The sequence below is a fragment of the Curtobacterium sp. YC1 genome (assembly GCF_016267665.1).
Taxonomy (GTDB): Bacteria; Actinomycetota; Actinomycetes; order Actinomycetales; family Microbacteriaceae; genus Curtobacterium.
The window spans coordinates 2,308,495-2,332,619 of sequence record NZ_CP066341.1; the positions used below are offsets into that span (position 1 = coordinate 2,308,495).

Genomic DNA, 24,125 nt, shown 5'->3' on the forward strand with positions numbered 1-24,125 from the left:
CACATGATCAGGATCGTGTCCGCAGGCGTCCGCAAAAAACCGACCTCCCCGAACGGGGGACAGCGACGGAGCGCAGACACGAGGTGCGTGGGCGAGGTCCTGGGACGACGGGCCGCAGACGAAGAAGACTCCCCACGCACCCGCCAGAGCCTGGTTACCCTTGCTGCGTTTCCGCCCTGGGGGAGTTGGCCTGGATGGCGTCACGTGAGGAGCCGCCGAGAAGTCTACCGGATGCGACGGGCAGGATCGGACACATGAAGATCGCCATCGCCGGAGGACACGGCCAGATCGCCCTGCTCCTCGCCCACCAGATCACCGAGGCCGGCCACGACGCCGTCGCCATCGTCCGCAACCCCGCCCACGTCTCCGACGTCGAGCAGCAGGGCGCCCGCGCGATCGTCGCCGACCTGGAACACCTGAGCGACGACGAACTGGCGCTGCGACTGCGCGGTGTCGACGCCGTGGTCTTCGCGGCCGGAGCGGGGCCGAACAGCGGCGCCGAACGCAAGCTGTCGGTCGACCGTGACGGGGCGATCCTGCTCGCCGACGCCGCCGAGCGAGCCGGCATCGAGCGCTACGTGATGATCTCGGCGATGGCCGCGGACACCTACGACCCGGAGCTCGCGGTCGTGCCGGCGCAGGACGACCGTGCGGTGTTCCAGGTGTACCTGCGCGCGAAGGCCGAGGCCGACGCCAACCTGCGCGCACGACGGCTCCGCTGGACCATCGTCCGCCCGGGGGCGCTGCTCGACACGCCGCCGCAGGGCACCGTCGACGTCGGCAGGACGGTCCCCCGCGGTTCGATCCCCCGCGCCGACGTGGCGACCGTGGTGCTGCACGCGCTGCTCGACGACGCAGCGGTCGGCGTGCAGTTCGAGGTCACGAGCGGGGACACCCCGATCCCGGCCGCACTCGACGCCCTGAGCTGATCACCGCCCGCGCCCCGCTGCGGTCATCGCGCCCCGGTGGGTCGGGGCGCGACGACCGCAGCGGGGCGCGGAGCGGCGGAGCGGAACGGCGGAGCGGCCGCCGCCGCGGGCCGACCGCCCGACGCTCAGAGCGCGACCGCAGCCGACTGCCGGGCGATCTCGAGCTCCTCGTTCGTCGGGATGACGAGCACCGCGACACGCGACGTGTCCGTGGAGACGAGCCGGGCCTCCCGGGAGGCCAGCTCGTTGCGGTCCGCGTCGATCTCGATGCCCAGGTGCTCGAGCCCGGCGAGCACGCGCCGGCGCAGCAGCGCGTTGTTCTCGCCGACCCCCGCGGTGAAGACGACGGCGTCGAGCCCGCCGAGCTGCGCCGTGTAGGCGCCGACGTAGCGGCGGATGCGGTGCCGGTAGACGGCGAGCGCCGCCTCGGCGACCTCGTCGCCGTTCAGGGCGGCGTCCTGCACGTCGCGCATGTCGCCGTTGCCGGTCAGGCCGAGCAGCCCGGACTGCTTGTTGAGCATGGTGTCGAGTTCGTCGAACGACAGCCCGGCCTCGCGGTGCAGGTGGACGAGCACGGCGGGGTCGAGGTCGCCGGAGCGGGTGCCCATGACGAGCCCCTCGAGCGGCGTGAGCCCCATCGAGGTCTCGATCGACCTGCCCCCGTCGATCGCGGCGGCCGACGCCCCGTTGCCCAGGTGCAGCACGATCGTCTTGAGCTCGGCCAACGGGCGTCCGAGGAACTCGGCGGCCTGCTCGGAGACGTACTTGTGGCTCGTGCCGTGCATGCCGTACCGGCGGATCCCGTACCGCTCGGCGAGGTCGGCGGGGATCGCGTAGGTGTACGCGTGCGGCGGCATCGTCTGGTGGAACGCGGTGTCGAACACCGCGACGTGCGGCACGGTGTCGAACACCTGCTGCGCGGCGCGGATCCCCTCGAGGTTGGCCGGGTTGTGCAGCGGCGCGAGGCTGCTGAGGTCGTCGATCTGCTGCGCGACCTCGTCGGTGACCACGGTCGCGCGGTCGAAGGTGGTGCCGCCGTGCACGACACGGTGGCCGACGACGGCCGGCGGGTGCTCGTCGAAGGACGGCCCGACCTTCGCGAACGCGTCGATCATCGCCTGGAACCCGGCGGCGTGGTCGGGCACGTCGGCCGCGTCGTTCGACGACGACTCCCCCGTCAGCGCGTTCGTGTGCTTCCACGCGCCGGCGGACTCGCCGATGCGCTCGACGAGTCCGGACGCGAGCGTCCGTTCGTCCTCGAGCTCGATGAGCTGGTACTTGAAGGAACTCGATCCGGAGTTCACGACGAGCGCTGCGGTCACTGCTGGGTCACTCTCTGTCGGCACTGCTGGTGGGTGGCTGGTCCGGCGACCACGTCGCCGTCGGCCTGGAGGCGCGGCGCGCGTCCGTCGGTCGGCTACGCGTCGGTCGCGGTGCCGGCCTGGATCGCGGTGATGGCGACGGTGTTCACGATGTCGCCGACGAGGGCGCCACGGGACAGGTCGTTGATCGGCTTGCGCAGGCCCTGCAGGACCGGGCCGATCGCGACGGCACCGGCCGAGCGCTGCACGGCCTTGTACGTGTTGTTGCCGGTGTTCAGGTCCGGGAAGATGAACACGGTCGCCTTGCCGGCCACCGGGGAGTCCGGCATCTTCGTGCGCGCGACGGTCGGGTCGGCGGCGGCGTCGTACTGGATCGGCCCCTCGACGAGCAGGTCGGGCCGGCGTTCGCGGACGAAGGCCGTGCCGGCCCGCACCTTGTCGACGTCGGCGCCGGAGCCGCTGTCGCCGGTGGAGTAGCTGAGCATCGCGACGCGCGGGTCGATGCCGAACTGCGTCGCGGTCTCGGCGGACGAGATCGCGATGTCGGCGAGCTGTTCGCTCGTCGGGTCCGGGATGACGGCGCAGTCGCCGTAGACGAGCACGCGGTCGGCGAGCGCCATCAGGAAGACGCTCGACACGATCGAGGTGTCGGGACGGGTCTTGATGATCTCGAACGACGGTCGGATGGTGTGCGCCGTGGTGTGCTTCGCACCCGAGACCATGCCGTCCGCGAGCCCGAGCTGCACCATCATCGTGCCGAAGTAGGACACGTCGGTGACGGTGTCGCGGGCGAGCTCGATCGACATCCCCTTGTGGGCGCGGAGCCGGGTGTACTCCTCGGCGAAGCGCTCCCGCAGCTCGGGGTCGAACGGCGAGACGAGCTGCGCGGCCTCGAGGTCGAGGCCGAGCTCGGTCGCGCGGGTGCGGATGGCGGCGGGGTCGCCGAGGATCGTCAGCTCGCAGACCTGGCGCTGCAGCAGGGTGGAGGCGGCACGGAGGATGCGGTCGTCCTCGCCCTCGGGCAGGACGATGCGCTTGCCGTAGCCGCGGGCCCGGTCGAGCAGCCCGTGCTCGAACATGAGCGGCGTGACGACCCCGGACGGGGCGAGCTGCAGGCGGTCGCGCAGGGCCTCGGCGTCGACGTGCTGCTCGAACAGCGCGAGCGCCAGGTCGGCCTTGCGGGGCGAGTCGGCGGCCAGGCGGCCACGCGTCTGGGTGATCCGGAGCGCGGTGTCGTACGTGCCGAGGTCGTTCTGCGCGATGGGCAGCGAGCTCGACAGGCCCTCGAGCAGCCGGGACACCGGCGGGGCGATCTCGAACCCGCCGTTCAGGATGACGCCGGCCAGGCTCGGGAAGGTCTCGGACTGGTTGGCGAGCAGGGTCGCGATGAGGACGTCGCTGCGGTCGCCGGGGACGACGACGATGCCGCCCTCGATCAGGCGGGGCAGGACGTTCTCCATGCTCATGCCGGCGACGACCGTGCCGAGGGCCTCGCGGTCGAGCAGGGCCTCGTCGCCGCGCACCAGGGTGGCACCGGTGGCCTGCAGCAGGGCGCGGACGGTCGGGGCGACGAGCACGCGGTCCTCAGGGATCGCCCACACCGGCACGTCGGGGTGGTCGTCGTGCACGGCCCGCTCGACGCTCGAGACGATGGTCGCGAGGGCGTCCGGGTCGGCGCGGTTCACGACGACGCCGAACAGCTGCGCGTGTGCCGCCCGCAGCTCGCTCGTCGTGACGTCCGCGACCTGTGCCATGCCCTCGGGGGTCCGGGCACCGCGCTCGGCGGTGTCCCGGCCGCCGAGGACCAGGAGCACCGGCGCACCGAGGTTCGCGGCGACCTTGGCGTTGAAGGAGAGCTCCGTGGGGCTGCCGACGTCGGTGTAGTCGGAGCCGAGCACCACGACGGCGTCGCACTGCCGCTCGACCTGCGCGAAGCGGGTGACGATGGTGCCGAGCGCCGCCTCGGGGTCGGCGTGCACGTCGTCGTAGGTCACGCCCACCGCGTCGTCGTACGAGATGCCGACCGCGGTGTGCTGCAGCAGCAGTTCGAGCACGTAGTCCGGCTCCACCACCGACCGGGCGACGGGGCGGAACACGCCCACGCGGCCGACCGACCGCGCGAGGGTCTCGAGGACACCGAGGGCGACGGTGCTCTTGCCCGTGTGCCCTTCTGCTGACGTGATGTAGATGCGGGTCGACACCTGGCCCAGGGTAGTCGCCGGACACGTCGTGCCGACTGGGAGCGGGCGGCTCCACGACACGCGGTCGTGAGCACCCCGGAGAACCTGTACCATTGGGTGTCGCCGTCGCGAGACGGTGCCAGGAGAATTCGCCTAGTGGCCTATGGCGCACGCTTGGAAAGCGTGTTGGGTGCAAGCCCTCGGGGGTTCGAATCCCCCATTCTCCGCCAGCAGGACGAAGGACCCGTACCGGATCGGTGCGGGTCCTTCGTCGTTCCACGGGCGTCCGGTCCCCCGGTCGGCGGACGAGCGCGTACCCGGCTGTGCGGCGCTGGCCGGGACACGCCGACGCGGGGTGGAACGGGCTGTCCTCGGCGCCGGTCGGTCACCTATGCTGTCCGAGCGAACGGCTCCGGGACGAGCCGACCGCGGTGCATCGAGCGGCAGGGGCGTCGCTCGGAGGGCGTGCCGATCGGCGTGCCCGGGTACCCGAGGGGACGAGGAGACGCGCATGGGGGATCGCTCTGCGCCCGCGACACCGGCCGCCCGCGCACCGGAGTACGACACGGTGCTCCGCCCGCGCCGGTCCCTGGTGCGGTCGACCGCGCTCAGCGTCGTGTTCTCGGCCGTGCCGTTGGCCGTCGCCCTGCTCTGGGTCTCGTTCCCGTTCCGGACGTGGGTCCTCGTCGCCGGCGCGGTCGTCGCGATCGCCGCGGCGCTCGGCGTCGTCTTCGTCCGCCTGCAGACGGCCTTCATCGGCATCGACGAGCACGGCATCACGGTGCGCAGCGTCCTGACCCGTCGTCGCCGCTTCCCGCGCGACCACGTGCACAGCCTGGTGCTCGCCACCACCTACGGGTCGTCGGTCGACCGGGCCGTGCGCGAACTGGTGGCCTTCGACGCGACGGGCGCCCACCTGTTCCGCGTGCGCGCCGACGTGTGGGGCGACGACGGGATCGACCGTGTGGCCGACGCCCTCGGCGCGCAGATCACCGAGGAGCCGCGGCCGGTCTCCGCACGGGCGTTCGTGAAGCGCTACCCGTCGAGCCGCGCGTGGTACGAGCGTCGGGTCGCGGTCGTGCTCGCCGCCGGGCTCGTCGTCGTGGTCGTCGGCGGGGTGCTCGCCGTCGAGCTCGCCGGGCTGCTCGGCCGCTGACCTCGCCGACCGGTCAGTGCGACAGGGCCGGGACCGTCCGGGGGCGCACCACGACCCAGAGCACGACGATCGCGACCGCGGCCGTCGACGCCATGACCATCGCCATCGGCGAGGCGGTCGTGATGCCGAGCCACCCGACGACGGGCGAGATGAGCCCGGCGACGCCGAAGTTCAGGGCGCCGAGCACCGAGGCGGCGGTGCCGGCCTCCTTGCCGTGCGCGGCGAGGCCGATGACCTGGACCAGCGGGAACGAGAACCCGCACGCCGCGATGAAGAACCACAGCGGCACGAGGACGCCGACCAGCCCGGCGCCCAGCTGGTCGAGGACGATGATCGCCACCGACGACAGCAGCAGGGTCCCCGTCGAGCAGGCCAGGATCCACTGCGGGCCGACGCGCTGGGCCAGCCGCGCCGAGATCTGCACCCCGAGCACCACGCCGACCGAGTTGACCGCGAAGAGCAACCCGTACTGCTGGGCGTCGAGCCCGTAGACCTGCTGGAACAGGAACGGTGACGCGCTGAGGTACGAGAACAGCCCGCTGAACACCATGGCGCCGATGAGTGCGACGCCGACGAAGATCCGGTCCGAGAACAGCGCCTTGTAGCGCTGCCCGATGGTGGAGTGCCCGGCCTCGCGGCGACGGGCCGGCGGCAGCGTCTCGACGATGAGCAGGATCGACGCGATCACCACGGCGAGGCCGTAGCAGGCCAGGAACACGAAGATGCCGCGCCAGCTGGTGAACTGCAGCATCTGCGAACCGATGAGCGGCGCCAGGATCGGCGCGAGCCCGTTCACCATCGCCAGACGGGACAGCATGCGCACCAGGGGCTTGCCACCGAACAGGTCGCGCACGGTGGCCATCGCGACGACACCACCGGCCGCAGCGCCCATGCCCTGCAGCACCCGGAAGACCGCGAGCAGCTCGATGTCCGGAGCCGTGGCGGCACCGATCGACGCCGCGATGTGCACCGTCGTGGCGATGATGAGCGGCAGCCGGCGCCCGACCTTGTCGCTCCACGGACCCACGAGCAGCTGGCCGATGGCGAACCCGAGCGTCGTCGCCGTGAGCGTCAGCTGGACCGCGCCGTCCGTCACGGCGAACTGGTCCTTGATCGCCGGGAACGCCGGCAGGTACAGGTCGATCGTGAACGGACCGAGCGCCGTCAGGGCGCCCAGGACGAAGACGTAGACGAGTCGCTGCCCACGGGAGAGCGAGTCTCCGGGGTGCAGCACGACCCGGAGCGAACCGGTGGTGGCGGGCGCGGTCACGAGGAAGGGGTCCTTCGGCGAGGGGTGGGAGCGGGCGGCGCGACGTCGATCGAATCGATTCGTGCGCGGAACCATCCTACGGCCGGGTGAGCGCTCTCACGGCCGGGCGTCCGGCGGGACCGCGTGTTGCGGCTCGTGCGACCGCCCGCCACGGGCACGCCATGGGGTAGCGTCGGACTGCTCGGGTGCTCCCGGGCGGACCGGACCAGAAGGGGGTGGGTGTCATGGTGGACGCCCGGATCCTGCACACGACCGCTGCGCTCCGCGAGGCGATCCTGCGCCTCGCGGCGGAACGTCCGGTCTCCGAGATCACCGTGGCGGACGTCACCCGCGCGGCCGGCATCAACCGGGCGACGTTCTACTCGCACGCGGTCTCCCCCGGCTCGCTGCTCGCCGACGTCCTGACGCCGGAGCTCGACCGCATCCGACAGGACGACGCCGACGAACGCCGTGCAGCCGCCGCCCGCGGGGCCGGTGCCGACGAGCTCGCGGCCGTCACGCGGCGAGGGATCAACGCCGTGGTCGAGCACGTCACCGCGCACCGCGACATCTACTGCCGGGCACTGCCCGACCCGAACGACGCCTCGCTGCACCGGTTGCTCGTGGAGCACTTCACGGTGTCCAGCGCCCTGCACATCCGCGAGCTCGGCGCCGAGCAGCGTCCGGAGCTGCTCGCCGACGTCGCCGCCGGTTTCGTGGCGCAGGGGTTCGTCGGCGCGATCGAGGCGTGGTTGGCGGGACCGCGACGGTCGCGCAGGGCGCTGGTCGAGACGATCACGCTCTCGTTCCCGGCCTGGTGGCGCTGAGCCGGATCGACGCGAGCGTCGACCGACGCTGAGCCAGACCGGATCGGACCGAGCCTGGGTCGGACCAACGCGCCCCGGTCCGTCCGTCCGCCTACTCGGCGTCCGTCGTGTCGCCGTCGGTCACGTCGGTCTCGGGCTTCTCGCCGCGCTGCAGCGACCGCACCATCTCGACCGCCGTCGCCGCCACGTCGGCGTCGTCCGCCCCCGCGGGCACCCGGTAGTCGGCGGACACCCCGTCCCCGCCGGTGCCGGCCGCGGGCAGCTGGTCGCCCAGGGACACCACGACGACCCCGGAGTCGTGGGCGGTCTGCACCACACCGGTGAGCGTCGACGGCCGTTCGGCGTGCACCAGGAGCGCCTTCGCCCCCTTCCGCACGAGCTGCGCGACCGCGGCCCGCTGCGACGAGGCCGCTCCGGACGCCGGCGCGACCCGCACGTCGGGACGGAACCCGGCGTCGGACAGGCCGGTCCGGAGTTCGTCCGCCAGCGCCGCGTCGTCGTGCACCAGGACGACGCCGATCACCGCCTGCTTGTCGAACCCGCCGTCCGAGCTGGTCAGGTCCGTGCTCTGGACGGGCGTCGGCGCGGCGGACGTCGTGCTCTGACACCCGGCGAGGGTCAGTGCCGCCGCCAGTGCGACGGTCACGGTGACGATGCGCAGCACGGTGTCTCCTCTCCGCTCCGGGACTGCCACGCTACCCGGCGTCCGCCCCGCGCGGCGACGATCCCGCCGTGGTGGGTGCCGGGACCGGACCGAGACGGCGCACCGCGGCGACCGCCAGCAGGGCGAAGCACACCATCGCCGCGAAGACGAGCGGGAACGACACCGCACCGTCGGCACCGCCCGTCGCGGTGAAGAGCAGTCCGGTCACCGCGAGCCCGACGACCGTGCCCGCCGCGTCCGCGATCGTCAGCGCCGAACTCGCGAAGCCGTCGTCCCCCTCGCCCGAGAACCGCAGCGTCAGCATCGAGGCACGCGGGTAGATCGCCCCCATGCCGGCACCGCCGACGAACCAGCCCGCCACGAGCACCCACCACGACAGGTCGAGCGTCGCCACGGCGAGCGCGGTGAGCAGGCTGACGAGCACGAGCGCCAGGCCCGCCCCGAAGGTGCGCCGGGCGGTCAACCGCTGCTCGCCCAACCGCCCGTGCGCCCAGCTCGACGCCGCCCAGCTCAGCGCGGCGACGGTCAGCGCGAGCCCGGCCGCCGACGCCGACAGGTCGTGCTCGGCCTGCAGCAGGAACGGCACGTAGGCCTCGCTCCCGAAGAACGACGCCGCCACCAGTCCCCGCAGCAGCACCACCGAGGGCAGTCCCGCGGCGGCGCGGAAGGTCCCGGCGGGCAGCAGCGGACGGAGCGCGGACCAGGTGCCGACCAGGCCGACGAGCACCGCTGCCACCATCCCCCACGGCGGCAGGTCGGGTGCGACGTTGAGGAGCAGGACGGACGCGGCCGCCGCCACCGACCACCCGATGCGCACCCGTTGCCACGGCGGACGGACGGCGACCGGCGGGGCGTGCAGGCGCCCGAGCGTCGGGACGAGCAGGGTGAAGGCGCCGACCGCGATGACGAGCGCCCCGGCGAACACCCAGTGCCAGTTCCACAGGTCGGTGACGATGCCGGCCAGTGCCGGGCCGATCAGCGCGGGCACGACCCACGCCGCGGCGAAGCCGGCGAACACCGGCCCGTGCAGGTCGGCGGGGAAGATCCGGGCGACGAGCACGTAGAGCACGACGTCGATCGCGCCGGCACCGAAGCCCTCGATCAGCCGCCCGGCCAGGAACACCTCCATGGTCGGTGCGAGCATCACCACGGCCGTCCCGACCGCGAACAGGGCCGCCGAGACCCAGGCGACGACCCGGCCGCCCGCGCGGTCGGACCAGTTGCCCGCGAGCACCATGCCCGGCACCCCGGCCGCGAGCGGGGCGGCGAACGCCAGCGCGTACAGGGTCTCGCCGTCGAGGTCGTGGCTGATCACCGGCATGATCGTCGTCATCGCCAGGTTCTGGAACGCCGCGACCCCGACGATCGCGACCATGCCGATCGTGGCGAGCGCGTACGGCCCGCTCAGCAGTCCCACCCGCGACGCCGTCGTCCTCACCCGTCCATCGTAGGGGCGGCCACCGACGCGACGGGCGACGGACGGGAGGCACGGTGCGGGCCCGCACCGTGCCTCCCGTTCCGTCGGCGCGTCAGCGCACCGACGTGTCAGCGCATCGATGTGTCAGCGCGCGAGCGCCTGTTCCAGGTCTGCGACCAGGTCGCCGGCGTCCTCGATGCCGACCGACAGGCGCACCACGTTCTCCGGCACGGCGAGCTCGGTGCCCTTGACCGAGGCGTGCGTCATCTCGCTCGGGTACCCGATGAGCGACTCGACACCGCCGAGCGACTCGGCGAGCAGGAACAGCTCCGTCGACTCGACGAACCGCTTTGCCGCCGCCGGGCCGCCCGTGAGCGCCACGGAGAGCATCCCGCCGAACCCGCGCATCTGGCGGGCGGCGACGTCGTGGCCCGGGTGGTCGGGCAGGCCCGGGTAGTAGACGCGCTCGACGCCCGGCGCGACGACGAGCGCCTCGGCGACGGCCTGCGCGTTCCGCGAGTGCCGCTCCATCCGCACCGCGAGCGTCTTGATGCCGCGGGTCGTCAGGTACGAGTCGAACGGCGACGAGATCGCGCCGGCACCGAACTGCAGGAACTGCACCTTCGCCGCGAGCTCCTCGTCCGCCACGATGATCGCACCGCCCACCACGTCGGAGTGCCCGCCGAGGTACTTCGTCGTCGAGTACGAGACGACGTCGGCCCCGAGCGCGAGCGGCTGCTGCAGCGCCGGCGACGCGAAGGTGTTGTCGACGACGACGAGTGCGCCGGACTCGTGCCCGAGGGCCGCGAGCGCCGCGATGTCGGCGATCTTCATGAGCGGGTTCGTCGGGGTCTCGACCCACAGGACGGTCTTCGCCGGGGCACCCTGCAGCGCCGCGCGCACCCGGTCGAGGTCGCTCATGTCGACCACGACGAGCTCGACACCCCACGGCACGTGCAGCCGGTCCACCAGGCGGTGCGTCCCGCCGTAGACGTCGTTGCCCATCACGACGCGGCCGCCGGGCTCCAGGTACGCCCGGAGCAGCGCGTCCTCGGCCGCCAGTCCCGACGCGAACGAGTACGCCGCGACGCCGCCGTCCAGGTCGGCCAGCAGCGTCTGCAGCGAGTCGCGGGTCGGGTTGCCGGCGCGGGAGTACTCGTACCCGTTGCGCATGCCGCCGACGCCGTCCTGCACGTACGTCGACGTCAGGTGGATCGGCGGGATGACGGCGCCGGTGGTCTCGTCGGGCTCCTGGCCGGCGTGGACGGCCCGGGTGCTGAACTCGGTCATGCTCGGTGTTCCTTACTCGGAGAGGGACGTCAGGAGGTCGTGCCGCGTCAGCACGGTGACGGGCTTGCCGTCCGCGACGACGAGCAGCGCGTCGGCTGTCTGCAGGGCACGTCGGGCCGCCGACACGGACTCGCCGACGCCGATGAGCGGCAGCGGATCACCGACCGCCCCGGACACGGCGTCGGACATCTTCGCCGCGCCGGTGAATACCAGCTCGAGCAACGCCTTCTCCTCGACGGCACCGACGACCTCGCCGATGACGACGGGCGGCTCGGCGCTGAGCACGGGCATCTGCGAGACGCCGTACTTCGACATGATGTCGACGACGTCCCGCACGGTGTCCGCGGGGTGGGCATGCACCAGGTCGGGCAGGCGGCCGTCCTTGCCGGCGACGAGCGAGCCGACGGTGCGCTCGTCGTCGGTCTCGGCGAAGCCGTAGGAGCGCATCCAGCGGTCGTTGAAGATCTTGCCGAGGTACCCGCGGCCGCCGTCGGGCAGCAGCACCACCACGACGTCGTCCTCGGTCAGGTCGCGGGCCGCGCGGAGCGCCGCGACGACGGCCATGCCGCTCGACCCGCCGACGAGCAGCCCCTCCTCGCGTGCGAGTCGTCGGGTCATGGCGAACGAGTCGGCGTCCGACACCGCGATGATCTCGTCCGGCACGCCGGCGTCGTACGCGCTCGGCCAGAAGTCCTCGCCGACGCCCTCGACCAGGTACGGGCGACCGGTCCCGCCGGAGTACACGGAGCCCTCGGGGTCGGCGCCCACGATGCGCACACGGCCGTCGGAGGCCTCCTTGAGGAACCGCCCGGTGCCCGAGATCGTGCCGCCGGTGCCGACGCCCGCGACGAAGTGCGTGATCTGCCCCTCGGTGTCGCGCCAGATCTCCGGACCCGTGGTCTCGTAGTGGCTGCGCGGACCGTTCGGGTTGGCGTACTGGTTCGGCTTGTAGGCGCCGGGGATCTCGCGCACGAGCCGGTCCGACACCGAGTAGTACGACTCCGGGTGCTCCGGTGCCACCGCGGTCGGGGTGACGACGATCTCGGCGCCGTAGGCCGTCAGGACGTTCCGCTTGTCCTCGCCGACCTTGTCCGGCAGCACGAACACGCACCGGTAGCCGCGCTGCTGCGCCACGAGGGCGAGCCCGACACCGGTGTTGCCCGAGGTCGGTTCGACGATGGTGCCGCCGGGGCCCAGGTCGCCGGACGCCTCGGCGGCGTCGATGATCCGCGTGGCGATGCGGTCCTTGGCCGATCCCCCGGGGTTCAGGTACTCGACCTTCACCAGGACGGTCGCCCGGACACCCTCGGTCACCCGGTTCAGCTTGACGAGCGGAGTGTCGCCGACGAGGTCGACGACGGAGTTCGCGTAACGCACGCGCCGATCCTAGGCGGCGCCACCGTCAGCGTGCTGGTGTGTGTCGTCCGCGGACATCGGGCGCTGCACGCGCCCGCGGTGGCGGACGCGCCGGCGGACGGACGGGAGGCCCGTGGCGGCGGCCCCACGCGCCTCCCGTCCGGTGTGCACCACGGCCACCGCGTGGCCGGGCCGCCGCCCTGGCGTCAGGACCGGACCGTGTCGGCCGAGGTGTTCTGCTGCCGGTGCAACTGCGCGTAGGTGCCGTCGAGCGCGAGGAGTTCGTCGTGCGTGCCCTGCTCGGTGATCCGACCGTGGTCGAGGACGAAGATGACGTCGGCGTCCCGGACGGTCGACAGCCGGTGCGCGATGGAGATCGTCGTGCGACCGGCCGCCGCCGTGTCGAGGGCCGTCTGCACCACGTGCTCCGAGATGGAGTCGAGGGCGCTCGTCGCCTCGTCGAGGACGAGCACGGGCGGGTCCTTCAGCATCACCCGGGCGATGGCGATGCGCTGCTTCTCGCCGCCGGACAGCCGGTACCCCCGCTCCCCCACCACGGTGTCGTAGCCGTCCGGGAACGACGCGATGGTGTCGTGGATGTTCGCCGCACGGGCCGCTCGCTCGAGTTCCTCGGCGGTGGCGTCGGGCTTGGCGTACCGCAGGTTCTCGGCGATGGTGGCGTGGAACAGGTACGTCTCCTGGCTGACGATGCCGACGTGCCGCATGAGGTCCTCGTGCACCAGGTCGCGGACGTCCTGTCCGGCGAACCGCACCGACCCGGCGGTCGCCTCGTACAGGCGGGGCACCAGGTAGGACACCGTGGTCTTCCCCGCGCCCGACGGCCCGACGAACGCCGCGAACTGTCCGGGCTGCAGCTCGAACGACACCCCGCGCAGGGTGGGCTTGTCGGGTTCGCCGTCCGGGTAGACGAACGTGACGTCCTCGAAGGCGACGTGGCCGACCTTCGATGCGTCGACCGGCTTCGCGGTGGGGGCGTCCGTGATGGCGGGCCGGAGGTCGAAGTACTCGAAGATGCGGGCGAACAGCGCGCCCGAGGTCTGCAGGTCGAGCACCACGCGCAGCAGCCCCACGGTCGGGAACAGCAGCCGCGACTGCACCGTCGTGAACGCGACGATCGTCCCGGCCGTGATGGGCACGTCGCCGATGATCAGGTACGCCGCGACGACGTAGATGATCGCCGGGATGATCGACAGGAAGATCTGCACGATCGCGAAGAACCACTGCCCGGACATCTGCTGCCGCACCTGCAGGGTGATCTGGTTGCGGTTCTCGTCGCCGTAGCGACGCGTCTCGCTGGCCTGCTGGTTGAAGCTCTTGGCGAGCAGGATGCCGGAGACGCTCAGGGCCTCCTGCGTGATCGCGGTCATGTCCGACAGCGACTCCTGGGTCTGGCCGGCGATCCGGGCGCGGACCTGGCCGACCCGGCGCTGCGCGATCACGAGGAGCGGCAGCAGGACGACCGCGACCAGGGTCATCTGCCAGCTCAGCAGGAGCATGGCGACGACGGCGGCGATCACGGTGACGGTGTTGCCGAGCACCGACGAGATCGTGTTGTTCAGCACGCTCGCCACGCCGCCGACGTCGTTCTGCAGGCGCGACTGGATGACACCCGTCTTGGTGCGCGTGAAGAACGCGAGCTCCATGCGCTGCAGGTGCGCGAACAGCCGCATCCGCATCGCGCCCATCACCTTGTTGCCCACCGTCGCGGTGAGGTACGTCTGCCAGACCCCCACTCCGGCGCTCGCGATCCACAGCAGCACCATCGCGCTCACGAGTTCGACGAGCACCGGCACGTCCGGACGCCCCGACGGCGGGAACAGCCCGCGGTCGAAGGCCTGCTGGGTGAGCAGCGGCGGCACGACCGAGATGGCGGCACCGACGAGCACGAGCACGACGGTCAGGGCGATCGCGTTCCGGTGCGGCCGGAAGAGTTCAGCGATCCGGCGGACCAGGTGCGGGATCTCCGGCGCCTCGGCGTTGGCGGCCTTCTGCGCGCGGACGTCACCGCTCGAGATGCGCCCACCGCCGCGGGGACCGCCCCGCACACCGTGTCCCATGCTCATGGAGCAACCGTAGCCCCGCCGTCGGACATCGCCGTGCCGCTGCCGCCGCGCCCGTATTTGACCCCGTTCAGGGGCCGTGCGAGCATGTGCCGTCCACGTCCCCGCACCACCGAGGTCCCATGTCGTCCGCGCCGTCACGTCCCACGTCCCTGGGGGCGCAGCTCGCCCGCCGCAAGCCCGTCGCCCAGCTGCAGGCCGAAGCCGGCACCGGCGTCGACGGCGCACCCCTCCGCCGGTCGCTCGGTGTCTGGCACCTGACGATGATCAGCGTCGGCGCGACGCTCGGCACCGGCATCCTCGTGGTGCTCGGGACCGCCGTGCCGCTCGCCGGTCCCGCCGTGTGGATCTCGTTCGTCGTCGCGGGGATCGCCGCGCTGCTGTCGGCGCTGTCCTACGCCGAGATGGCGGGGGCCGTCCCGACCTCGGGGTCGAGCTACTCGTACACCTACGCCACGATGGGCGAGGGCATCGCGTGGGTCTGCGGCTGGTGCCTCGTGCTCGAGTACGCCGTCTCGGTGGCCGCGGTCGCGGTGGGCGCGAGCGAGTACGTCGACGAGACCCTCCGCGTGTTCGGGCTGCACCTGCCCACCGCGCTGTCCGCTCCCCCGGGTGAGGGCGGCGTGGTCAACCTGCCGGCAGCGGTGCTCGTGCTCCTCGCCACCGTCGTGCTGCTGCCCGGCGCCCGCGAGAGCGCCTGGGTCAACACCGTCATGGTGATCGTGAAGATCGCCCTGCTGGTCTTCTTCGTCGTGGTCGCGTTCACCGCGTTCCAGGCGCAGAACTTCGAGCCGCTCGCCCCGATGGGTGCCGCCGGGGTCACCGCCGCGGCGTCCCGACTGTTCTTCTCGTACATCGGCTTCGACGCCGCGTCCACCGCCGGCGAGGAGGCGAAGGACCCCCGCCGCGACCTGCCCCGCGCGATCATCGGCTCGATCGTCATCATCACCGCGCTGTACATCCTGGTCGCCATCGCGGCGATCGGCGCCCGCTCGTGGACCGACTTCTCGTCGACCGAGGCCTCGCTCGTCCGCATCGTCGTCGACGTCACCGGCCAACCGGTCGTCGCGCTGGTGTTCTCCATCGGCGCGGTCGTCGCGATCGCGAGCGTCGTGCTCACCGTGCTGTACGGCCAGACCCGGATCCTGCTCACGATGTCCCGCGACGGGCTGGTGCCGAAGGTGTTCGGTCGGGTGTCCCGCCGCACCGGCACCCCGATCGCGAACACGCTCATCGTCGGCGTGGCCGTGACGGTGGTCGCCGCCCTCGTGCCCCTCGGCGAACTCGCCGACGCCACGAGCATCGGGACCCTGGTGGCCTTCGCCCTGGTGAACGTGTCCGTCATCGTGCTCCGTCGCTCGCAGCCCGACCTCGAGCGGTCCTACCGTGTGCCGCTGTTCCCCGTCGTCCCGGTCGTCGGCGCCCTGAGCTGCGCGCTCCTCGCGGTGTTCCTCGGCGCCACGACCTGGATCGCCTTCGGCATCTGGATGGTCGCCGGTGCCGCGCTCTACCTGGCCTACGGCCGCCGCCACAGCACCCTGCGCTGACGCGCTATCGCTCTGTCCGCTCCGGCCGGACAGCGCGGCTTGCGTCCGCGAAGACGACAGATTCCGACAGAAGGTTCGCGGAATCCTGTCGCTCTGCCATGAGGCTCCGCGCGGCCTCGGCGCACACCGTCGTCTTGGGCACACTCACCGTCCACTGCGCCCGGTCCGCATCATCGACACGGCACGCCGTGCTGGCGGAAGAGGGTCCTGAGCCGCTCCGGGTCCACGAGGTGCTGCCAGTACACACGGACGAAGCCGTTCACCTCTCGCTGACGTCGAACGCGGTCCTCTCGCTGTTTCTCGCGCCAGAGTGCCTCGCCGCCGCTCCGCCCCTGGAGCATCGCCGGGTCCTCGTACTTCTGGCGACCGTCGAACTCGATGACGATGCCCTGTCGAGGCAGCCAGAAATCCACGCGATCCACCCGCCCGTCCGGCGAGACGAACTCGTGCTGCGGCTCGACGTCCGGGCAGCCGAGCTCAGCAGCGCGTGCCGCTAGGTAGGACTCGCCTACCGACTCGTGACGCTCGTCCGAGATCTCGAGCGCGTGTTCGAGCTGCACCGATCCCCAGGGCCCGGCTCTCGAGGCGAACTGTTCGAGTTGCGACCGACCCACGCCACCGCGGAGTGCATGGTCCACCACGACGACAGCACCAGCGAGAGTCCCGCGGCGTGCCACCTCGACGGTGGTCTGCGGGAGCGACGTGTACCGGACACCATGGAAGAGGCGTTCCGCGTACTCCGGCTCACCGACATGCGTCGTCAGTCCGACCCGGTGCACATCGTGCTCGAGGGTGGGGTCGACCGCCTGGACGCGCTCCGGCCATCCGTTCAGCCTCGGGATCCCGAGGATCGCTGCGGCCGAGTCGAGGGCGAAGACCGCGGTGGGCCTGAGGAGCGGAGCGACCGCACGCATGCGAACGAGGTGCCGAGCGCGGCCGTCGAGCGCCTCCCAGGCTGCTCGTTCCGCATACACGCCGTGCCTGACACGCACGAGTTCGTCGGCTCGCTGACGGCGCTGCAGGTGACGTGCCGCCGCGCGGTCGAGGCTGGTCGTCCGGAAGAGGCTGATCGCGTTCGCGGGGTGCATGCCAGCACTCTGTCGCCAGAAGAGATCAACATGGACGGCAGGGATCGATCTGTGGACAACGCGCACGCCTACCGACCTTCGACCGTGCCCCTCGAAAGCGACAGTTCTGCGTGAACGGGCGGGAATTGTCCCGCGTCGCCGTCACTGTGCCACGAACAGTTGCCAGCACCTTGTCGCTTTGCCGGAGCCCGGCCGAGACTCGGCGAAGGCCGGCCCGCCCCGCCCGCCCCGCCGCCGCGCCAACCCCGCCCCCGCGACCCGCACACGACGAAGGCCGCCACCCCGAGGGGCAGCGGCCTCCGTGACCGGAACGGTCGAGACTACGCGAGCTCGATCGTGGCGCCAGCGGCCTCGAGGGTCGCCTTCGCCTTGTCGGCGGTCTCCTTGTTCGCACCCTCGAGGATCTTGGCGTCGGCGGTCTCGACGAGCGCCTTGGCCTCACCGAGGCCGAGCGACGTCAGGCCACGGACCTCCTTGATGACCTGGATCTTCTTGTCACCAGCGGACTTGAGGATGACGTCGAACTCGGTCTTCTCCTCAGCGGCCTCGGCCGGGGCAGCTGCGCCGGCGGGGGCGGCAGCGGCGACCGGGGCGGCCGCGGTGACCTCGAAGACCTCTTCGAACTTCTTCACGAAGTCCGAGAGCTCGATGAGCGTGAGCTCCTTGAAGGCCTCGATGAGCTCGTCCTGCGAAAGCTTCGCCATGATTTTCTCCTACTACTAGCTAGTACGTGTGGTTGATGAACGCGTGCCTGATCAGGCCGCGGACTCCTGCTTCTCGCGCAGGGCGTCCACGGTGCGGACGGCCTGCGAGAGGGGTGCCTGGAACAGGTACGCAGCACCGAACAGCGAGGCCTTGAGCGCGCCGGCGAGCTTGCCGAGCAGCACTTCACGGGACTCGAGGTCAGCGAGCTTGTCCACCTCGGTCGCGGTGAGCGGGTTACCGTCGAAGTAACCGCCCTTGACCACGAGCTGAGGGTTCGCCTTGGCGAATGCACGCAGCGACTTCGCGACGGCGACGGTGTCACCGTGCACGAAGGCGAGAGCGGACGGACCGGCGAGCTCGTCGTCGAACGACGTGATGCCGGCGTTGTTCGCCGCGATCTTGGTCAGCGTGTTCTTCACCACGGCGTACGTGGCGTGCTCACGGATCGAGTTGCGGAGCTCCTTGAGCTGCGCGACCGTGAGACCGCGGTACTCGGTGAGCAGAACGGCGTTCGAGCTACGGAAGGACTCCGTGAGCTCGGCGACCGCAGCTTCCTTGTTCGCCATGGTTCTCCTTGGGGGTCTTGCCGGCAGCCCCAGGCCCACGAACGAGAAAAGCTCCGGCGCAGAGGCTCGGAGCTGCTCCCCCGAGAACGGGAGGAGTGGTTCGGAACACCTGCGCTGGATGCCTCACCGAGTGAGGACCTTCGGTCACGCTGCGAGCAGCGCGACAACCGGCGGTCTTTGGCTTCGAGAACTGTACCAGACGCCGTGGCCGTCACCAAGCACCGGACGGGAGGCCCGTGACCGGCCCGCCCCGCGCCTCCCGTCCGTCACGGGCGTGCGCCCACCGCCGCCGCGGGATCCCGCGGCAGGTGCACCGTGAACACGGTGTCGCCCGGCTCGCTCGTCACGTCGACGCGACCGCCGTGCGCCTGCACGACCGCGTCGACGATCGCGAGCCCGAGCCCCGTCGACCCGACGGCGCGCGAGCGCGAGCCGTCGCCACGGGCGAAGCGCTCGAACAGCTTCGGCAGGAAGGCGGGGTCGATCCCCTGGCCGGTGTCCCGCACGGTCAGGTCCACGCCGCCGTCGACGGGTGCCAGCCCCACCGTGATGCGGGTCCCCTCGGGGGTGTGCGTCCGCGCGTTCGTGACCAGGTTCACGATGACCTGGTGCAGTCGAGCGGCGTCGCCGACGACCGCAACCGGCTCCGGGGGCACGTCGACCTCGATCACGTGGTCGGGCGAGGCGGCGTGCGCGTCGTTGACGGCGTCGAGCACCAGGCCGGTCAGGTCGACCTCGGCGAGCTGGATCTCGCGGCCCTCGTCCAGGCGGGCGAGCAGCAGCAGGTCCTCGACCATCGACGTCATCCGGATGGACTCGGACTCGATCCGACTCATCGCGTAGACGACGTCCGGCGGCAGGTCGCCACCCATCCTGCGGGTGAGTTCCGCGTAGCCGCGGACCGATGCCAGGGGTGTGCGGAGCTCGTGCGAGGCGTCGGCCACGAACTGCCGGACCTGCTGCTCCGATCGCTCGCGGGCCTGCATGGCGCCCCCGATGTGGCCGAGCATCCGGTTGAAGGCGCTGCCGACCCGGCCGACCTCGGTGCGGGGATCGGTGTCGGGGACCCGGACGCCGTCGAGCGCGTCGCTGCGGTCGAGGGGCATGCGTGCCACCGTCGACGCCGTCTCGGCGACGCGCTCGAGCGGACGGAGCGACCGCCGGACGACGACCGCGGCGACGATCGATCCGGTGAGCAGCGCACCCGCGAGCACGGAGACGACGACCCAGAAGAGCTTCCAGACGCTGTCGTACACCGGGGCCATCGGCAGGCCGACGACCAGGACGGCCGGGCCGACGGTCACGGCCGCGACGCGGTAGTCGCCGAGTCGCGACCCGAGGTCGACGGTCGCGGGGGCCGCCCCGACCCGCACGGTGCCCAGCGCGTCCGCACTCGTCCGGGTGATCGCGCTCGGGCGCCCGTAGTCGTCGAGCACGTTCGCGATCACGACCTGCCCGTCGATGAAGTACGCCGTGAGGGTGCCGACGGACTGGCCGGACGGCCGGGTCAGGTCGATGTCCGGCTGCCCGGACGGGTTCTGCTCCAGGTAGCGCTGCGCCCGGTTCGTGGCGCCGGTGATCTGCTCGTCGATCGCGCCCGTCTGGATCGAGGCCAGCGCGATGATGCTGCCTGCGCCGATCACCGCGCTGACGGCGACGACGAGGGCGACGATGCTCAGGACGAGGCGGCGCCGGAGCGTCACGACGTCGGCTTGATGACGTACCCGACCCCGCGCACCGTGTGGATCATCGGCGTCTCGCCGGCGTCGATCTTCTTGCGCAGGTAGGAGATGTAGATCTCGACCACCGAGGACTTGCCCCCGAAGTCGTACGACCACACCCGGTCGAGGATCTGCGCCTTCGAGAGCACGCGCCGCGGGTTGCGCATGAGGAAGCGCAGCAGTTCGAACTCGGTGGCGGTCAGCTCGATCGGCCGCCCCGCACGGTGCACCTCGTACGACTCCTCGTCGAGCACCAGGTCACCGACGACGATGCGCGAGTCGCCGGATTCCCGGGTGGCGATCTGCGACCGGCGGACCAGGCCCCGGAGTCGCGCGACCACCTCCTCCAGGGAGAACGGCTTCGTGACGTAGTCGTCGCCGCCCGCGGTGAGCCCGGTCACGCGGTCCTCGACGGAGTCCTTCGCGGTGAGGAACAGCACCGGGGTGTCGTCGTCGTTCTGTCGCAGCCGACGCAGCACCTGCAGCCCGTCGAGGTCGGGCATCATCACGTCGAGCACCATCGCGTCGGGCTGGAACTCGCGGGCCGTCGCCAGGGCGTCCTGCCCGCCGTTCGCGCTCTTGACGTCCCAGCCCTCGTAGCGGAGCGCCATGCACAGCAGGTCGGTGAGGCTCGCTTCGTCGTCGACGACGAGGATGCGCAACGGGGTGCCGTCGGCACGGGTGAGGCGCGGGGCCGGTGCGGGCTGGGAGATGGTCACGTCTTCGAGTATCGAGAAGTTCCTATGAGCGGTCTGTGGGGCAACCCGGTGCGTTCTGTGGATCGAGGACGCGTCCACACCTCCCCCTCCGTACGGTGGGGGCATGTTGCGATCTGCAGCCTGGCCCGCGTCGGCCCGGCACCTGGACACCGCGCGGATCGAACGGACGACCGGGAGGCCCGGGTCGGCACCGACGGACCGCCTCGCGGTCGCGCGAGCGGTCGCCGCCACCACCCCGCCCCTGTCCGCCGGCACGGCCGGCGGCTTCTTCGGCACGCTCGCCGCGCTCGCCGCGGCGGACGTCGCCACCGCCCGCACCGTCGAACCGCACCTGGACGCGCTCGGCATCCTGGCGCAGGCCGGGGTCGACGCTCCGGACGGCTCGACCTGGGGCGTCTTCGCGGCCGAGGGGCCGGGCCTCCGGCTCGACGCCGCGCCGCAGCACGACGGCTCGGTCCTGCTGCACGGCACGAAGCCGTGGTGCTCGCTCGCCTCGACGCTCTCGCACGCGCTGGTCACCGCGCACCTGGGCGACGAGCGGGTCCTCGTCGCCGTGGACCTGCGCCAGCCCGGGGTCACCGCGCACGACGAGGCCTGGGTCGCACGCGGCATGCCGGACGTGCCGAGCGGACCGGTCGACTTCGACGGGGTCCGGGCAGACCCCGTCGGCGCACCGGGTTGGTACCTGCGACGTCCGGGCTTCGCCTGGGGCGGCATCGGTGTCGCGGCCTGCTGGTGGGGCGGCGCGGTCGGGCTCGCCCGGGTGCTCCGGGACACCGCGGCAGCGCACCCGGAGTCCGAGCTGCTGCAGGCGGCACTCGGTGCCACCGTGGCCGACCTCGCCGACGCCGAGGACGCCCTCGCCGACGCCGCCGCCCGGATCGACGGGTCGGACCCGACCGCAGACGACACCGACTGGCGGCTGCTCGCCCAGACGACCCGCTCGCGGGTGCGCCGATCGGTCGACGCCGTGCGCGAGCGGGTGGTCGCGACGATCGGGCCGGCACCGCTGACCGCGGACCCCGCCGTCGCCGCGCGGGTCGCCGACCTCGAGCTCTACGTCCTGCAGGACCACGGCGCACGCGACCTCGCCCGCATCGGCCGGATGGTGCTCGAGCGGGGCGGCGTCGCGTGGTGAGCTTCGACCACCGCGAGCCGGGCACCGACCCCGACGCGTGGACCCGCTTCCTCGACCGCCAGGACGCTCCGGCGGTCGACCTGGCCGGCACCGGGTCGGTGGTGGTCGTTGCACCGCACCCCGACGACGAGACCCTCGGCGCCGGTGGCCTCATCGCGGCCGCTGGCCGGGCCGGCATCCCCGTGCACGTGCTGCTCCTCACCCGCGGCGAGCGCTCCCACCCGGACTCCCCCACGACGACCTCGGAGGCCCTCGCCGCCGCCCGTGACGACGAGTTCGTGGCAGCCCTGCGCAGCCTGCACCCCGGTGCCGCCTCGACCTCGGTGGGGATCCCGGACGGCGCGACCCGCGAGCACCGGGACCGGGTCGTCGAGACCCTCGATGCCGCGCTCGCCGGGGCTGCTCGCCCCGCACTGCTCGTCGCACCGTGGCGTGGGGACGGGCACCGCGACCACCGCATCGCCGGCGAGGTCGCCGAGGTCGCCGCGGCGAGGGCCCCCGACGTGGACCTGCTCGCGTACCCGATCTGGGCCTGGCACTGGGACGACCCGGACCACTCCGTCGCCCCCTGGGACGATGTCCGGGCCCTGTCGCTGCCCGACGACCTCGTCGCCCGGAAGCGTGCTGCCCTCGACGCCTACTCGTCGCAGACCCGCGCGCTCTCCCCGGCTCCGGGCGACGAGGCGATCATCGACGAGCGGCACGCCGCCCACCACCTGCGGACGACCGAGTGGTTCTTCGCGCCGGGTGCGGAGGCGGTGTCGGCGCCGTCCTCGCGGTCGCGGGAGTCGTTCGACGCGCACTACGACCGGAAGCCCGAGGGGTGGGACTTCGAGGGATCCTGGTACGAGCAGCGCAAGCGCGCGGTGACCCTGGCCGCACTCCCCCGCCGGCGGTTCCGGTCCGCACTCGAGCTCGGCTGCGCGACCGGGGTCCTGACCGCCGCCCTCGCCGAACGCGCGGACGACGTGCTCGGCACCGACATCTCGGCGGCGCCGTTGGAGCGTGCTGCCCACCGTGCGCCGACCGCGCGGTTCGTGCAGGCGGCGCTGCCGTCGGAGTGGCCGGACGGGCGCTGGGACCTGGTGGTGATGTCCGAGGTCGGGTACTACCTGTCGCCCGCCGACCTCGACGCGACGATCGACCGTGTGCTCGACAGCCTCGACGACGACGGCGTGCTCGTGGCCTGCCACTGGCGGCACCCGGACGACGAGGCGGTGTCGAGCGGCGACACGGTGGACGCGCGGCTGACCGAACGGTGGCCGCGGCCCGCCCTCCTCCGCCACGTGGAAGAGGACTTCGTCCTGAGCGTCCTGCCCGGCGCGGCGGTCACCTCGGTGGCCCGGGCCGAGGGGATCATCCGGTGACCCGACCGGAACCGCGTGCACGCATCGACGTGGTCGTCCCCGCGCACGACGAGGCGGACCGGATCGCCGCGTGCCTCGACGCGCTCCTGGTGGCCGTCGACCGGCTCGCCACGGAGCGACCCGGGGTCGACGCCGCGGTCACGGTGGTGCTCGACGGCTGCACGGACGGCACCGCTTCGGTGGTCGAGCGGTACCCGGTCGACGTGCTGACGACGGACCGTGTCGGGGTCGGCCGGGCACGGACCATCGGGGCGACGCACGCACTCCGTGCGCACGACGGCGCACCGGCAGCGCGGTGGCTCGCCCACACGGACGCCGATTCGCGTGTGCACGAACGGTGGCTCGTGCAACAGTCCGACGCCCTCGCCGCTGGTGCGCAGGTGCTCGTCGGCGCCGTCGTGCCCGATCCCGACGACCTCGAACCGGTCGTGCTCGAACGGTGGACCCGGGCGCACCCGCCCGGCGCCGCCCTGGGGCACGTGCACGGCGCGAACCTCGGCGTGCTCGCCGCGGCGTACGTCACGCTCGGCGGGTTCGACCCCGTTCCCGAGCACGAGGACGCGCGTCTGGTGGCCCGGGCGCGGGCGCTCGGCTTCCGGGTCGACGCCACCGTCGACCTGCCGGTGGTCACGAGCGGGCGGTTCGAGGGCCGGACGCCGGGCGGGTACGCCGAGCACCTGCGACAGCAGTACGGCGACGCGAGTTGACACCCTCACGCGCCTCATAGCGAGCAGCAATCCTGCGCAGAAGGTCGCTCCCTAGGTTCTCCTCCGTCGGCCCCGCCGCGTGCTCCACGCGATCGG

Annotated in this window: 20 protein-coding genes, 1 tRNA gene and 1 other RNA gene; 8 read left to right on the forward strand and 14 right to left on the reverse strand. The window is 72.2% G+C overall.

From position 1 onward, the window contains the following. Positions 1-120: 120 nt before the first annotated feature. Positions 121-217: signal recognition particle sRNA small type (gene ffs, locus I8920_RS10745), an RNA gene on the reverse strand. 37 nt (positions 218-254) lie between these two features. Between ffs and I8920_RS10750 the strand changes: the two genes are divergently transcribed. Then, complete coding sequence (locus I8920_RS10750) at positions 255-929, forward strand: SDR family oxidoreductase (RefSeq protein ID WP_198656345.1); 675 nt, start codon at positions 255-257, stop codon at positions 927-929. Between the two features lie 125 nt (positions 930-1,054). Here I8920_RS10750 and I8920_RS10755 read toward each other — a convergent pair whose 3' ends face one another. Together I8920_RS10755 and pta are read right to left on the reverse strand one after the other, a co-directional pair. Next, on the reverse strand, positions 1,055-2,251 hold the full coding sequence (locus tag I8920_RS10755) for an acetate/propionate family kinase (RefSeq protein ID WP_198656346.1): 1,197 nt from the start codon (positions 2,249-2,251) through the stop codon (positions 1,055-1,057). Between the two features lie 95 nt (positions 2,252-2,346). Beyond that, the gene (gene pta, locus I8920_RS10760; protein ID WP_198656347.1) at positions 2,347-4,452 is read right to left on the reverse strand and encodes a phosphate acetyltransferase; all 2,106 of its coding nucleotides are present in this window, start codon (positions 4,450-4,452) and stop codon (positions 2,347-2,349) included. A gap of 121 nt (positions 4,453-4,573) precedes the next feature. Between pta and I8920_RS10765 the strand changes: the two genes are divergently transcribed. Next, positions 4,574-4,661 (forward strand) — tRNA-Ser (locus tag I8920_RS10765). Positions 4,662-4,942: 281 nt separating this feature from the next. Further along, entirely contained in the window at positions 4,943-5,587 is a 645-nt protein-coding gene (locus tag I8920_RS10770; RefSeq protein WP_198656348.1) for a hypothetical protein, read from the forward strand. A 13-nt stretch (positions 5,588-5,600) separates the two neighbouring features. Here the strand turns inward: I8920_RS10770 and I8920_RS10775 are convergent, their stop codons facing one another. Continuing rightward, a complete protein-coding gene (locus I8920_RS10775) occupies positions 5,601-6,857 on the reverse strand; it encodes a multidrug effflux MFS transporter (protein ID WP_198656349.1) in 1,257 nt (418 codons plus the stop codon). Positions 6,858-7,081: 224 nt separating this feature from the next. On the opposite strand from I8920_RS10775, the gene I8920_RS10780 reads away from it, so the two are divergent. Continuing rightward, on the forward strand, positions 7,082-7,663 hold the full coding sequence (locus tag I8920_RS10780) for a TetR/AcrR family transcriptional regulator (RefSeq protein ID WP_198656350.1): 582 nt from the start codon (positions 7,082-7,084) through the stop codon (positions 7,661-7,663). Positions 7,664-7,754: 91 nt separating this feature from the next. Here the strand turns inward: I8920_RS10780 and I8920_RS10785 are convergent, their stop codons facing one another. The 5 genes from I8920_RS10785 to I8920_RS10805 form a co-directional block, all read right to left on the reverse strand. Beyond that, entirely contained in the window at positions 7,755-8,327 is a 573-nt protein-coding gene (locus tag I8920_RS10785; RefSeq protein ID WP_198656351.1) for a substrate-binding domain-containing protein, read from the reverse strand. Positions 8,328-8,358: 31 nt separating this feature from the next. Then, positions 8,359-9,765, reverse strand: coding sequence for an MFS transporter (locus tag I8920_RS10790; protein WP_198656352.1), 1,407 nt, complete (start codon positions 9,763-9,765; stop codon positions 8,359-8,361). Positions 9,766-9,888: 123 nt separating this feature from the next. Then, a complete protein-coding gene (locus I8920_RS10795; RefSeq protein ID WP_198656353.1) occupies positions 9,889-11,034 on the reverse strand; it encodes a cystathionine gamma-synthase in 1,146 nt (381 codons plus the stop codon). A 12-nt stretch (positions 11,035-11,046) separates the two neighbouring features. Continuing rightward, a complete protein-coding gene (locus I8920_RS10800) occupies positions 11,047-12,411 on the reverse strand; it encodes a cystathionine beta-synthase (protein WP_198656354.1) in 1,365 nt (454 codons plus the stop codon). 185 nt (positions 12,412-12,596) lie between these two features. After that, complete coding sequence (locus I8920_RS10805) at positions 12,597-14,468, reverse strand: ABC transporter ATP-binding protein (protein ID WP_198658723.1); 1,872 nt, start codon at positions 14,466-14,468, stop codon at positions 12,597-12,599. A gap of 125 nt (positions 14,469-14,593) precedes the next feature. Here I8920_RS10805 and I8920_RS10810 point away from each other — a divergent pair, with 125 nt between their 5' ends. Then, positions 14,594-16,018 (forward strand): APC family permease, encoded by a 1,425-nt coding sequence (locus I8920_RS10810; protein ID WP_198656355.1) that lies wholly within the window; start codon positions 14,594-14,596, stop codon positions 16,016-16,018. A gap of 170 nt (positions 16,019-16,188) precedes the next feature. Here the strand turns inward: I8920_RS10810 and I8920_RS10815 are convergent, their stop codons facing one another. From I8920_RS10815 to I8920_RS10835, 5 genes are all read right to left on the reverse strand, one after another. Beyond that, the gene (locus I8920_RS10815) at positions 16,189-17,106 is read right to left on the reverse strand and encodes a hypothetical protein (RefSeq protein WP_198656356.1); all 918 of its coding nucleotides are present in this window, start codon (positions 17,104-17,106) and stop codon (positions 16,189-16,191) included. Positions 17,107-17,426: 320 nt separating this feature from the next. Continuing rightward, entirely contained in the window at positions 17,427-17,810 is a 384-nt protein-coding gene (gene rplL, locus I8920_RS10820) for a 50S ribosomal protein L7/L12 (protein ID WP_027466380.1), read from the reverse strand. Positions 17,811-17,861: 51 nt separating this feature from the next. Then, entirely contained in the window at positions 17,862-18,377 is a 516-nt protein-coding gene (gene rplJ, locus I8920_RS10825; RefSeq protein WP_198656357.1) for a 50S ribosomal protein L10, read from the reverse strand. Positions 18,378-18,643: 266 nt separating this feature from the next. Next, complete coding sequence (locus I8920_RS10830) at positions 18,644-20,080, reverse strand: sensor histidine kinase (RefSeq protein ID WP_198656358.1); 1,437 nt, start codon at positions 20,078-20,080, stop codon at positions 18,644-18,646. Continuing rightward, a complete protein-coding gene (locus tag I8920_RS10835; RefSeq protein ID WP_198656359.1) occupies positions 20,077-20,817 on the reverse strand; it encodes a response regulator transcription factor in 741 nt (246 codons plus the stop codon). The genes I8920_RS10830 and I8920_RS10835 overlap by 4 nt, the downstream gene beginning before the upstream one ends. Positions 20,818-20,920: 103 nt before the next feature. Between I8920_RS10835 and I8920_RS10840 the strand changes: the two genes are divergently transcribed. From I8920_RS10840 to I8920_RS10850, 3 genes are read left to right on the forward strand one after another with little or no spacing between them, the layout of a single operon-like run. Further along, positions 20,921-21,955 (forward strand): acyl-CoA dehydrogenase, encoded by a 1,035-nt coding sequence (locus tag I8920_RS10840; RefSeq protein WP_198656360.1) that lies wholly within the window; start codon positions 20,921-20,923, stop codon positions 21,953-21,955. Further along, complete coding sequence (locus I8920_RS10845) at positions 21,952-23,322, forward strand: bifunctional PIG-L family deacetylase/class I SAM-dependent methyltransferase (RefSeq protein ID WP_232832721.1); 1,371 nt, start codon at positions 21,952-21,954, stop codon at positions 23,320-23,322. Before I8920_RS10840 ends, I8920_RS10845 begins: the two co-directional genes overlap by 4 nt. Then, the gene (locus I8920_RS10850) at positions 23,319-24,029 is read left to right on the forward strand and encodes a glycosyltransferase (protein ID WP_198656362.1); all 711 of its coding nucleotides are present in this window, start codon (positions 23,319-23,321) and stop codon (positions 24,027-24,029) included. Before I8920_RS10845 ends, I8920_RS10850 begins: the two co-directional genes overlap by 4 nt. The last annotated feature ends 96 nt before the right edge of the window (positions 24,030-24,125 follow it).